The organism is Bifidobacterium sp. ESL0682 (assembly GCF_029392815.1).
In the GTDB taxonomy this organism is placed as follows: domain Bacteria; phylum Actinomycetota; class Actinomycetes; order Actinomycetales; family Bifidobacteriaceae; genus Bifidobacterium.
In genome coordinates, this window is sequence record NZ_CP113942.1 from 1,075,125 (window position 1) to 1,087,641 (window position 12,517).

General features: G+C 55.5%; 8 protein-coding genes and 3 pseudogenes. 2 read left to right on the forward strand and 9 right to left on the reverse strand.

All coding sequences use genetic code 11. From position 1 onward, the window contains the following. Positions 1–75: 75 nt before the first annotated feature. The 8 genes and pseudogenes from frr to OZX57_RS04660 form a co-directional block, all read right to left on the reverse strand. Positions 76–630: a ribosome recycling factor gene (gene frr / locus OZX57_RS04625; protein ID WP_277161536.1), complete on the reverse strand. Its 555-nt coding sequence runs from the start codon at positions 628–630 to the stop codon at positions 76–78. A 105-nt stretch (positions 631–735) separates the two neighbouring features. After that, a complete protein-coding gene (pyrH, locus tag OZX57_RS04630; protein WP_277161537.1) occupies positions 736–1,485 on the reverse strand; it encodes a UMP kinase in 750 nt (249 codons plus the stop codon). 287 nt (positions 1,486–1,772) lie between these two features. Further along, complete coding sequence (tsf, locus tag OZX57_RS04635) at positions 1,773–2,624, reverse strand: translation elongation factor Ts (protein ID WP_277161538.1); 852 nt, start codon at positions 2,622–2,624, stop codon at positions 1,773–1,775. 94 nt (positions 2,625–2,718) lie between these two features. After that, positions 2,719–3,578: pseudogene (gene rpsB, locus OZX57_RS04640) on the reverse strand (30S ribosomal protein S2). A 380-nt stretch (positions 3,579–3,958) separates the two neighbouring features. Beyond that, a pseudogene (gene def, locus OZX57_RS04645) lies at positions 3,959–4,440 on the reverse strand (peptide deformylase). A 37-nt stretch (positions 4,441–4,477) separates the two neighbouring features. Then, positions 4,478–6,508, reverse strand: coding sequence for an AMP-dependent synthetase/ligase (locus tag OZX57_RS04650; protein WP_277161540.1), 2,031 nt, complete (start codon positions 6,506–6,508; stop codon positions 4,478–4,480). 79 nt (positions 6,509–6,587) lie between these two features. Further along, positions 6,588–7,106 carry an Rv3235 family protein gene (locus OZX57_RS04655; protein ID WP_277161542.1) on the reverse strand — a complete coding sequence of 173 codons (519 nt, stop codon included), beginning with the start codon at positions 7,104–7,106 and terminating at the stop codon, positions 6,588–6,590. Positions 7,107–7,319: 213 nt separating this feature from the next. Then, positions 7,320–8,443 (reverse strand): annotated as a pseudogene (locus tag OZX57_RS04660) (GuaB3 family IMP dehydrogenase-related protein). Between the two features lie 146 nt (positions 8,444–8,589). Between OZX57_RS04660 and OZX57_RS04665 the strand changes: the two are divergent. Then, on the forward strand, positions 8,590–9,813 hold the full coding sequence (locus tag OZX57_RS04665) for an NADP-dependent isocitrate dehydrogenase (RefSeq protein ID WP_277161543.1): 1,224 nt from the start codon (positions 8,590–8,592) through the stop codon (positions 9,811–9,813). A 138-nt stretch (positions 9,814–9,951) separates the two neighbouring features. Continuing rightward, a complete protein-coding gene (locus OZX57_RS04670) occupies positions 9,952–11,556 on the forward strand; it encodes a hypothetical protein (RefSeq protein WP_277161544.1) in 1,605 nt (534 codons plus the stop codon). Between the two features lie 28 nt (positions 11,557–11,584). Here OZX57_RS04670 and OZX57_RS04675 read toward each other — a convergent pair whose 3' ends face one another. Beyond that, complete coding sequence (locus tag OZX57_RS04675) at positions 11,585–12,313, reverse strand: M23 family metallopeptidase (RefSeq protein ID WP_277161545.1); 729 nt, start codon at positions 12,311–12,313, stop codon at positions 11,585–11,587. Positions 12,314–12,517 lie beyond the last annotated feature (204 nt).

The following is a 12,517-nucleotide window of genomic DNA, read 5'->3' on the forward strand; positions in this document are numbered from 1 at the left end:
TGCCTTGTCTTTCGTGTCTGTCCGATTGATTTCCAATACGTTTTCCAAAAACGGAAAGACGCATCAATCACCGAATCAGACCTCCATGATCTCCTTCTCCTTGGCATCAAGAAGTTGGTCGATGGTCTCTGTGGTCTCCTTGGTGACCTTGTCGAGATCCTTTTGCAGACGGTCGCCCTCGTCTTCGCCCATATCGCCGTCCTTGACGGCCTTGTCGATGGACTCCTTGGCTTTGCGTCGGATGTTGCGTACCGCAACCTTGCCGTCTTCGGCCTTGCCCTTGGCGAGCTTGACGTATTCCTTGCGGCGGTCTTCGGTCAGTTCCGGCATGGTCAGATGGATGACGTTGCCGTCGCGACGGGTGCTGCCGCCGAGATCGGAGTCGCGAATGGCCTTTTCGACGGCGTTGGCCTGCGAGCCGTCAAACGGGGTGATAGACAGGGTACGCGGTTCCGGAACTCCGATGGAGGCGACGGCCTTGATTGGGGTCGGAGCGCCGTAGTAATCGACGACGAGGCCATTGAGAAGCGCCGGATTGGCACGACCTGTGCGGATGCCAGAGAAGTTCTCCTTCGTGGCTTCCACGGACTTGTTCATCTGTTCCTTGGCTTGTTCTACAGGATTTGCCATGTTGTTCTCCTTATAGATTCGCAAAACGAATCTGTTGCTTACGAGGTTGCTGTTGTTCTCAGCGATTGTTTCTGATCAACGCACCGACAAACGATGCATCGCGTATTATTGGATGACTTCCGATTCAAGGTTGGACACAAGCGTGCCAATCGGTTCTCCGACCAATGCCTTGGTGACATTTCCGGCTTCCTCCAAGCCGAACACACGAATATGCTGGTCGTTTTCACGAGCCATGGAAAGCGCCGCGGCATCCATGACCGCGAGGTTGTCGACCAATGCACGCTGGTAGCTCAAAGTCTGGAAACGCTTGGCGTTCGAGTCTTTACGAGGGTCGGCGGTATAGATGCCGTCAACACCGTTCTTGCCCATCAACACCTCATCGCAATGAATCTCCAGCGAACGCTGAATGGAGACGGTGTCGGTGGAGAAGTAAGGCATGCCCGCACCTGCGCCGAAAATCACCACACGACCCTTTTCCAGATGGCGGATGGCTTTCAGAGGAATGTAAGGTTCTGCGACCTGACCCATGGTGATGGCTGTCTGTACGCGAGTGGCCTGACCTTCCTGCTCGAGGAAGTCCTGCAAAGCGAGGCAGTTCATGACGGTGCCGAGCATGCCCATGTAATCGCCACGACTGCGTTCGATACCGGCCTGCTGAAGTTCTGCACCTCGGAAGAAGTTGCCACCTCCGACGACGATGGCGACTTCGACGCCTTTCCCGACCGCCTTGTGGATTTCCTGGGCGATACGGCGAATCACCGCTGTGTCGATGCCGATTTGGCCTCCACCGAAAGCCTCACCTGAAAGTTTCAGCAGCACCCGTCGAGCGTTATCATCCTTGGCATCGTTAGTCATCAGCGGCCTTTCTATCCTTATACAACGGCACATTACTGACTTATAGGTTATCCGTTCACAACGACAGCAACGTTTGTTGGCAGGTCTTGCCGTGAGAGGCTTCCAATCATTACGACTGACATCGTTGATGGGCAGTTGGACGAGCTTTACGGAATTGAAAATGAACTCTGGAACAATCTGAGTCCGAATCGGAAAAACTTGAACCTTGATATAAAAATGTTGGCTGGTATCAGAAGATACCAGCCAACATTCATGTGCTAATCAGCAGTAGGCGAAACAGTCGAGAATTACTTCTCGTCGCCCTTGCCTACCTCGATACGCGCAAAGGCAAGGAGCTCGCCGCCGGCCTGCTTGAAGAGGTCACCGACGGTCTTGGAGGTGTCCTTGACATATTCCTGCTCGAGCAGCACGTTCTCCTTGTAGAAGGCGTTCATGCGGCCCTCCACAATCTTGGGGATGATCTTCTCGGGCTTGCCTTCGGCCTGGGACTTCTCGGTGGCCACGCGACGTTCGGATTCGACAATATCAGCCGGAACGTCCTCACGCTTGAGCCACTTGGCGCCCATCGCGGAAATCTGCAGAGCGGCCTCGTGGGCAACGGTTGCGCCCTTTTCGTCGGTCGCGACGATGGCGACGATGCTCGGAGGCATTTCAGCGGACTTCTTGTGAGCATAGATCTCGACCTTCGGGCCTTCGATCTTGGCCACCTGGCCGACCTTGACGTGCTCGCCGAAGAGCGCTGCGGCTTCTTCCACGGTCTCCTTGACGGTGCCGTCGGCGGATGCGGCCGCGAGGACCTCATCGGCAGTGCCTGCGCCGGCCTTGATGACGTCATCGAGCACGCCATCGGCGAAGGCGACGAACTTCGGAGTCTTCGCCACGAAGTCGGTCTCGGAGTTGAGCTCGACGGCATAGCCGACCTGTCCGTTGTCGGTGTCGACCACGCGGGAGGCAATGGTGCCTTCCTGGGCGGTGCGGCCCTCGCGCTTGCCTGCGGCCTGGATGCCCTTGGCGCGGATGATTTCCTTGGCGCGTGCCACGTCGCCTTCGGCTTCGGTGAGCGCCTTCTTGACGTCCATCATGCCGGCACCAGTGTCTTCACGCACCTGCTTGATCAAAGCTGCTGTAATTGCTGCCATGTGTATCTCCTTGAAATGTTAATTGCTAATCAATGCACCAAAGGCGGTGCGGAAGCCAGAAGTTTCCGACACCGCCTTTTGCACGTGATGTTGGTCAGGCCTTTGCCTCTTCGACCTTGGTTTCCTCAACCTTGGCCTCAGCAGGGCTGGTTTCGGCGGTGGCCGATGCGCCCTCTGCAGGCTTCTCATTGTCCTTGAGCAAGTCCTTCTCCCAAGCGGCCATCGGCTGCTCGGACTTGTCTTCGGTCTTCTCGGCCTTGCCGCTGCGCTCAAGCAGGCCGTCGGCGACGGCATCAGCCATGAGGCTGGTCAGCAGCTCGATGCCACGAATGGCGTCATCGTTGGCCGGAATCGGATAATCCACGAGGTCGGGATCGGTGTTGGTGTCGACAATAGCGACAACCGGGATGTTCAGCTTGTGAGCTTCCTCAACGGCCAGCGCTTCCTTGTTGATGTCGACAACAAACATGGCGGAAGGAGTGCGGGTCATGTTGCGGATGCCGCCGAGCTGCTTCTCGAGCTTGTTCTTCTCACGCTGCAGGAGCAGGAGTTCCTTCTTGGTCAGACCGGAGCCGTGAACGTCGGTGAAGTCCATCTCTTCCAGTTCCTTCAGGCGTGCGACGCGCTTGGAAACGGTCTGGAAGTTGGTGAGCATGCCGCCGAGCCAGCGCTCGGAAACGTAAGGCATGTTGACGCGGGTGGCCTGGGCAGCGATGGCTTCCTGGGCCTGCTTCTTCGTGCCGACGAAGAGCACGGTGCCGTTGTGAGCGACGGTCTGCTTGATGAAATCGTAGGCCTTGTCGATCATATCGAGCGACTTGAAGAGATTGATGATGTGGATGCCGTTGCGCTCCATCAAGATGTACTGCTTCATCTTGGGGTTCCAGCGACGGGTCTGATGGCCGAAGTGCAGTCCTGCCTTCAGCATTTTTCGCTCATAGTGATCTGAGCCATGATAATGCTACCTTTCAGTCGGTTATTGCCTGGCCATGCGGGCCTGCGTGCAATGTCACCGCCTTGAGGCGAATCCATCGACCGACACAGTCCGTCACGTGCATGACGCGAATTTGTGCGCTTGGTTGACAATATTTGTTGGATTCCTAGGCAACGTGACCGCTTCGGAATCCGCTTTAGCGCACAATTCCTTAAAATAGCACAAACATGGTATAAAAGGCGGTTCTTCGGTATCCGCGTAACCTTGGCAGATATCCAGACCTGAAAAACGATAGCCAGATTGTTCTATGAATGATTCATCAATAAAAAAGTTGTCCGGACACCGACTTTTCATCGATATCCGGACAACTGACACGTCCATCACTGCTTTGCAGCTTGACTCATTGCGCCTCGCGCATGCGGCGCATAGCCTCTCGGCGTTCCTCTTTTTCGAGACGGTCGAGATAGATATGACCGTCAAGATGGTCGGTCTCGTGCTGCAGCATCCGACCCATGATGCCCGTACCTTCGACGACGATGGTTTTGCCGTCGAGGTTGATACCACGAACACGAGCATAATCGGCCCGTCGAGTCTTGTACCAGAGCTTGGGCACCGAAAGGCAACCTTCGTCGCCGTACTGCTCTCCCCTGGTCTCTTCGACGACGGGGTTCAGCACATAGCCAAGCTTGCCGTCGATGTTATATGAGAAGGCACGCAGGTTGATACCGATCTGGTTGGCTGAAAGCCCGGCACGTCCGGGATCGTCAACAGTATCCAATAGATCCTGCACCATATTGCGGACTGCCGGGGTTATCTCCTAATCGGTTCGCATGGGGTACGCAACACCGGATCGGGAACGACCCGAATCTCTCGTAACGACAATGCACTGCTCCTTTATATGTCGATGTTTCCGACACCATCACTCTTTCGTGGACGAATCCTCTTCCGACTGCTTTTCGCTTTCGGTTTCCTTCCAGGGATCGTCCTCACGTTCCGCCCGACGCGCACCAACATTCTGTTTGGCCTGCTCATAGGCCTCACGAACCTTTGGAGTCACCGCATCGGTGGCCTGGCGCACGGATTCAGCGGTCTTGTCAATGAATCCCGCAGCGGCCGAGGGGGCCGGCTTGATCCGTGCTTTTGGAGTATAGATCTTGGTGTTGATGAGATCGGCGTAATGCTTGAGCACTTCCGGGCGCACGACTTTCATGCTCGGGGTCAGCATGCCGTTCTCTTGGGTGAATTCGTCTTCGACGATAATGAACTTGCGTACCGATTCCGCTCGTGAGACCGAACTGTTGGCCTGATCGACATATTGCTGGACGTATGCGCGAACGGCGTCGTTTTGGCAGATATCGGTTATGGACATGTTTTCGTCCATGCCGTTGTTGCTCAGCCAAGAACGGACCATCTCGGGGTCGAGCTCGATAAGGGCCGAAATGAAGGGACGGCCGTCACCGATGACGACGGCGTGGGAAACGATCGGACAGGTGCCGATAGTGTCTTCCATCGGGGCGGGACTGACGTTCTTGCCGCCGGCGGTGATGAGGATGTCCTTCTTGCGGCCGGTGATGTAGACGAAGCCGTCGTCGTCGATCTGCGCGATGTCTCCGGAATGTACCCAGCCGCCCGGCTCGGTAGCTTCGGCGGTGAGTTCAGGCTGCTTGTAATAGCCCAGGAACACATCCTCGCCATTGATCAGCAATTCGTCATCGTCCGCGAGCTTGACGGCAATGCCGGTGCCCGGACGGCCCACGGCGCCGACCTTGTTGAAGTCTTGGAAGCTGACGATGCAGGGTGCAGCGGTTTCGGTCATACCATAGCCCTGAATGAAGGTGATGCCGTCCATGCCGTTGAAGAAATGCGCCAGATCGGCGTTCATCGGAGCGCCGCCGCAGGCGACGTACTTCAGGTTCGGGCCCAAGGCGCTGCGCACCGAAGCTCCCACCGTCTTCATATAGAACTTATGCTTCAACTGTTCGGCAAAGCTGTGGCCACGGCCTTCCTGCGCGTCTTTCGACCAACGCACGAAATGATCAAACGCCATGTTGAACACACGGCCCTGCAGCCCGGCGCCAGCTTTCTGTGAAGCGGCGTTGTAGACTTTCTCGAACACGCGAGGCACACCAAGCAGATAAGTCGGCTTGAACGTACGCAAATCGGTGAGCAAGTGCTTGGCGTTGGGTGTATAGCCCACAACGCCTTGGGCCCCGATGGCGACGTACTGGATGTAACGGGCGAAGCAATGGGCCAGCGGCAGGAAGAGCAGCAGCCTGCTTGGCTGATAAAGCATGTCGTCGAGCACAGCCCAACCGATGAAGGTCGTGGAAACGAAATTCCTGTGGGAAAGCATGACTCCTTTGGGAGCCCCTGTGGAACCGGAGGTGTAGACGATGGTCAGCATGTCATCAGCGCGCACTCGAGAGATGGCGTCGTCCAGTTCCTCGTCAGTGACCGACGTACCGAAATCAGATACCGCCTCCAGGCCGTCCTCCTGCAGATTGAACACATATTTGAGGCCATCGCGTTCGCGACGGAACTCCTCGAGCGTCTGCGTGTGTTCCGCATCGCCTCCGAAGGCAACAATCGGATCGACATCTTCGACAATGCCCTTGGCCTGTCGAGGCGAATCGGTCTCATAAATCGGCACACTCACCGCGCCGATGGCAGCGCACGCAAAGTCCACGACACCCCACTCATAACTGGTGGCGGCGTAGATAACAACCATGCTTCCGGCCTTGGCTCCCAGGCCCATCAGGCCCTTGGCCACTTTACGGACACGATCGAGCATCTGTTCAGCCGTGACGGTGTGCCATTGCTGGGTCGACTCGTCCAACCATTCGGCAATAGCACCCTTAGGTGCTTTTTCGGCTCGGTTGGAGAGCAACGAATAGATGGTGTCTTTATCCGTGGTCTTAGTGACAGGATCCAGATAGAATTCTCGCAACATGTTCCCAACTATACGCAACCGTAACCCCAATACTACGTTAGCGTAACTTTTGACTCCTCCAGATAGTCCCGTGCAGGATTCATCCAAGATCCGCAGTAGTGCAAATCCAACGCGAACCGGTGCGGCGCAGCACCAAGGTCACCCAATAGCTGTTTTGCCCCACCCCAAGGTTCACGACAATCTCAGTGGTATCAGGACTGACCAGTGTACCGTAGACGAGCATCGGCACCGCAGGCAGGTAGCAAAATTTGGCCTTGAGTTCCTTGTGAGTACGCAAGTGGTTTTCCAGCAGATATGACATCGTCTCCAGACGTTGGACACAGGGGCCGCTCAAGGCCTGCTGGAGTTTCTGGGGTGGCGTCCGACCTCGTACAACGTCGAGGCTCATGCACGCGATTCTGCATGACGAAAGGGCGAAACTCCGACATTGCGCCTCGCTCATCGTCGCTGGATAACAGCAAGAAATATGATAAGGAATCGGCCGGTTCGACAGTTCGACACGGATGGAACCGTCATAGCAGGGCAAGCCGGATGCCGGCGCACCCATTATCTGTGCGGGCTGCCGCATGGCCATGGTCTGTTCGTCGCTGTTCATCATCGAATCTCCTTGCAATCTATGGTTGGTATTCCTAGGGCACCAGATGATTTCGGCAAAGTCAACCTAGAATCGTTGAAACAAGGAAAAATCAAGATTTTTCGATGTCATTTTACGAGCTGGATATCAATCGTCTCTTTGCTGAAAAAGACAAGATGGTAAACAAAAAGCCATCCGTCGTTATCAACGGATGGCTTGCAGGAATTGTTCAGTCAATCAGCCCAAATGTGAGAGCGTGACTGCCACATCGCAATGCTGGAAGTTCTTGAGATCCACGTAGCCGGTAGAGGCCATGGCACGACGCAAGGCGCCGATAAAGTTGACCGTACCGTCGGCGTTATGGCTGGGACCAAACAGAATCTGCTCAAGCGGAGCGATCGTACCGACGTTCGTGCGCTTGCCGCGAGGAAGGGAACAATGACGCGCTTCGGCACCCCAATGCATGCCTTTGCCGGGAGCTTCGGTGGCGCGAGCCAACGGCGTGCCGAGCATGACGGCGTCAGCGCCCATTGCCAGGGCCTTGACGAACGAGCCTGACGTACCCATACCGCCATCGGCGATGATCTGCACATAACGTCCGCCGGATTCATCCATGTAATCGCGACGAGCCTCGGCCACATCGGCAATCGCCGTGGCCATAGGAGCATGGATGCCGATGGTGGAACGCGTGCCGGAAACCGCTCCGCCGCCAAAGCCGACCAAAACGCCTGCAGCACCGGTGCGCATGAGATGAAGGGCTGCAGGGTAGCTGGCCGCTCCCCGACAATGACCGGAACATCGAGGTCATAGATGAATTTCTTGAGATCCAGAGGCTCATGGCTTTCCGAAACATGTTCGGCCGAAACCGCCGTGCCACGAATCACAAAGAGATCGACACCGGCCTCGATAACGGTCGAATAGAATTCCTGAGTACGCTGGGGCGAGAGCGCTCCGGCGACCGTGACACCTGCGTCGCGAATCTCGTGAAGACGGCGGGTGATCAGTTCCGGTTTGATCGGTTCGGAGTAAATCTCCTGCATACGCGTGGTGGCAGCGGCCTCGTCAAGTTCGGCGATTTCGTCAAGCAATGGCTGCGGGTCGTCATAACGCGTCCACAATCCTTCAAGGTCCAGCACGCCGAGAGCGCCAAGCTTGCCCATGGCAATCGCAGTGGCCGGGCTGGTCACCGAATCCATCGGAGCGGAAAGTACCGGGACGTCAAACTGGTAGGCATCAATCTGCCAATCCGTTGACACATCCTGCGGATCACGGGTCCTACGCGAGGGAACAATGGCGACATCGTCCAATGAATAGGCCAAACGGCCCTTCTTGCCTAAACCGATTTCAATTTCCTGAGTCATGCCTTCAGATTACTTCCTCTATGTGACGAGCGACACAGCCTGGTCGCTGCGGCAGAAGCTGTCTCGCCAATCAGTCACCGCAACACCAACGACATATTCGGGCGAGATAATGATTTCATATTTGAAGTTGCGAAGAAAGGGCTAGCATGGAAAAAATCAAGGTGGAGGGCACCATCGCCGAACTTGACGGCGACGAAATGACCAGAGTGATATGGAAAGACATCAAGAACCGTCTTATCCTGCCCTATCTTGACGTCAATCTTGACTATTACGACCTTGGCATCGAAAACCGCGATGCCACCGACGACCAAGTCACCATCGACGCGGCCAACGCCATTAAGAAGCACCATGTCGGTGTCAAATGCGCCACCATCACCCCAGACGAGGCACGAGTCAAGGAATTCAACCTCAAGAAGATGTGGAAGTCACCAAACGGAACCATCCGCAACATCCTCGGCGGCACGATCTTCCGTGAGCCCATTGTCATCTCCAATATTCCGCGCCTGGTACCTGGCTGGAAGAAGCCCATCGTCGTGGCGAGGCACGCCTTCGGTGACCAGTACAAGGCCACGGATTTCAAAGTTGGCAAGCCCGGACGCCTGACCGTCACCTTTACGCCTGCCGACGGCAGCGAGTCCATCGAACACGTCGTCTACGACTATCCCGGGGCCGGCGTGGCCCAGGTGCAATATAATCTCGATGATTCCATCCGCGGTTTTGCGCGAGCATGCTTCAACTACGGGCTTATGCGACACTATCCGGTATATCTTTCCACCAAGAACACCATTCTCAAGGCATACGACGGCGAATTCAAGGACATCTTTGCAGAGGTTTACGAGACCGAGTACAAGGAGCGCTTCGAGCAGGAAGGACTCACCTACGAGCATCGCCTGATCGATGACATGGTGGCCAGTACGATGAAATGGCATGGCGGCTACATCTGGGCCTGTAAGAACTACGACGGGGACGTGCAGTCCGATTCCGTCGCACAGGGCTTTGGATCGTTGGGGCTGATGACTTCGGTGCTGATGACACCGGATGGACAGACCGTTGAAGCCGAAGCCGCCCACGGCACGGTAACCCGTCACTATCGCCGCTGGCTCAAGGGCGAGAAAACCTCGACCAATCCCATAGCCTCGATCTATGCGTGGACCGGCGGGCTCAAGCAGCGCGCCAAGCTTGACGGGACTCCTCAGGTTCAACAGTTCGCGGAAACACTCGAACGGGTCATCATCAAGACCGTGGAAAGCGGAAAAATGACCAAGGATCTGGCGATGCTCATTGGCCCGGACCAGTCGTGGCTCGACACCGAGGGCTTCATGGATGCGCTGGATGAGGGACTCAATAAGGAACTGCTCCAACAGCAATAATGTGATGCCCTCTTCGATTGGCGTTTGACAGATGCCGTCGTACCTGTGATTTGGCGATTGCGGGGACGACGGCACTTTCATATCGGCCTGAGACTATTATCGATATCGAATGTTTGAAAGCACGGCAAAGGACGGAATATGACCAAGCACAACGGGCATTCCTTGGCACGTTTTGTGGCTTTGGCCCTTACAGCGGCACTGACCATGGCATCGGCTGCTTGCGGATCCGGGCAGAACAACGGGGAAACCACATCTATCGATACCACCAAACTACCTGAGAGTTCGGTCGCGGCAAAAAGCGAAGTCGTGATATTCACCCCCTCGGACGGCATTTCCATTTCCGCGCATACCCCACTCAACAAATGGGCCAAGTTCGTTCCCGTGTTGACCAAAGCGTTAACCAATGCTGGCTTCCTCTCCAAGAACATCGCCACAAAAACCGACGCCAATCTGACCAAGCAGAGCGATGACGTTCAGGATTACGTGGTCAATCAGCTCTCATCATCATCTGCAGACAAGGACCGTCACACCATACTGATCGTCGCTCCGGCGACTGACGGAAACGTTGGCAACGAACAGTATGGCGATTACCTCACCAATCCTGTTGACGCCCCAAATTCAGACCCAGATAATCCAGTCAGCAATGTGGCGGCCACCGGCGCCAGTGATTCGGCATCAACCCAAGGTGATGCCGACAAGCAGCAAAATGGGTCGAACAGCAAAGATGCGGCCGAGGCGAAAAAACGGCTGACGAAATCGTTAAAACTGGCACAGAAGGCCGGTGCTCATACCGCCATACTGGCCAACCCCCTTGCAGGATTTACTCCGGATTTCTTTGTCAGCATGTCCACGCCAAGGCAAATCGGCACACTTCAGGCACGCCAGCTCGTCTCGAAACTCGCGTTGGAAAAGACCACAACGAACCACCCCAAGTCCATTGAAGTCATGCTTCCTATCAGCGACAATGACAACGCTGACGACACGTCCAGGGAATTCGCCAGCGAGGCGTTCAAAGGAATATGGAATGTGCTGGGGCCGTATTTCAAGGACGGGCGTGCGATAAGCCCTTCGAAGACCCTGAGCGGCATGAGTACCGAAAAGGATTGGCAAGCCGTTTCCTTCAAAGCCTCAAAGACCTCAGAAGTCCGCGATGAACTCGACACCCGCTTGGTGGGCTCATCGAAAGATGCACAACCGCACCATGTTGACGGTGTCATCGCGATGAACGATTTTGTCTCTTCTGCCGTCGTCGATGAACTGACGAGCCTGAAATACAAGGGAAGCGCCGCGGATATCAACCCCGAAATCGAGGTGTCGGGCATCGTCGGAACGCTCACCGGCAAGCATAACCTGAATCGACAGGCCGTGCCCAAGCCCAAAGACGACAAGTCAGCGAATACCAACGAGGAGTCGGAACCGCAGATGAGCAGTGACGGCAACATGGCATGGCCGATTGTGACTGGATACGGCTCCTATGTAGACATGATTCCCGATGTCGTCAACGGCAAGCAGTGGATGACCGGCATGGAGAACATCCAGAAGCTTTCCCGCGATATCGCTTCTGTCAGCAGTGCGATTGAAGCCGGAAAGCCCGCAGCGGGGCCCTCATACGTCAAATCCATGTCCATCGATGGCAAGGAAACCAATGTCATCCATGAGAAGCCTATGGCCATCAGCGCCGGAAATCTGAAGAAAACGCTGATTGAACCGGGATACATTTCGCTTGCGGACGCGGGATTGTAAAGCAACCTTCGCAGCCTTATTAACGGATTTATCCTGCTTCATTGACCGCTTTCAGCACTATTTTTCTCGATGATGCCAGCTTCTGCGGATCTCGATATTCATGTTTAGCCTTTCTGACTCCCCAATGCACGCAGATTCCTGTGCAATGGTCCGAGACTCCGGTCACCGTGCCGATCGGCAGCCCCTTTTTGACCGGAGTTCCCATTGGCAACAATGTCTGTGCCGGTTCCAATGTCAGCGTCAAGCTTTTGTGTCGAATACTCACCACTGATTTTCCGGCGACGCTGCCGGCGAAACTGATAAAACCATCCGCTGGTGCCAAAAGCTGAGTGCCTTCGACAGCAGCGACGTCCACGCCGCGATGCCCCGGTCCCCACACTTGCGCTGGTGCCTTGAACTGTCGTGTCACCACATGCGGCATGACCGGCCAGCGCATGTCTGCCTTGCAACCCGTAGTGTCTTCGACCGAAGGGCCTGATGACGCGATAGGTTCGACAGAACCCATCGAATACTCCTCAATACTGCCTATTTCACTCATAACAGCACCGTCAACAGCTTTATCGGCAACGACCACCACTTCATCAGCCTCGGCCGCCAACGCCTTGTGTTGGCCCATTCCGAAACCCGTAAACAAGACAGCGAATACGCACAGCAGCGTCACGAAGCTCCAGACGGCACTGGTCATACGTTCCTTTCGCTTTTCCCTTGCTCGTAACAGCCGATCCTGTTTGATTTTTTGTTTCCTTGTTTCTTCCATGAGGGTTAGCCTCCTTTGATTTCATAGCGTCCGAACCAGCGTTTCGAGTTCCACTATGGCGCACATCTGACAAGAGACGAAGGAAAAACGAGTGATGTGGTCGAACGTTCGCAGTTATCCACAGCTTCGGGCGTGTTGCAAAATCCGTCCACCAGATATTCATGGTTTCTTTTCTGCCGGGTATAACCTGAATATCAAAACCGA

Bases quoted from the DNA above. Each gene is read 5' to 3' on its own strand.
- OZX57_RS04650 (WP_277161540.1), bottom strand. From the start codon at position 6,508: ATGTTGCGAGAATTCTATCTGGATCCTGTCACTAAGACCACGGATAAA.
- OZX57_RS04655 (WP_277161542.1), bottom strand. From the start codon at position 7,106: ATGATGAACAGCGACGAACAGACCATGGCCATGCGGCAGCCCGCACAG.
- OZX57_RS04665 (WP_277161543.1), top strand. From the start codon at position 8,590: ATGGAAAAAATCAAGGTGGAGGGCACCATCGCCGAACTTGACGGCGAC.
- OZX57_RS04670 (WP_277161544.1), top strand. From the start codon at position 9,952: ATGACCAAGCACAACGGGCATTCCTTGGCACGTTTTGTGGCTTTGGCC.
- tsf (WP_277161538.1), bottom strand. From the start codon at position 2,624: ATGGCAGCAATTACAGCAGCTTTGATCAAGCAGGTGCGTGAAGACACT.
- OZX57_RS04675 (WP_277161545.1), bottom strand. From the start codon at position 12,313: ATGGAAGAAACAAGGAAACAAAAAATCAAACAGGATCGGCTGTTACGA.
- frr (WP_277161536.1), bottom strand. From the start codon at position 630: ATGGCAAATCCTGTAGAACAAGCCAAGGAACAGATGAACAAGTCCGTG.
- pyrH (WP_277161537.1), bottom strand. From the start codon at position 1,485: ATGACTAACGATGCCAAGGATGATAACGCTCGACGGGTGCTGCTGAAA.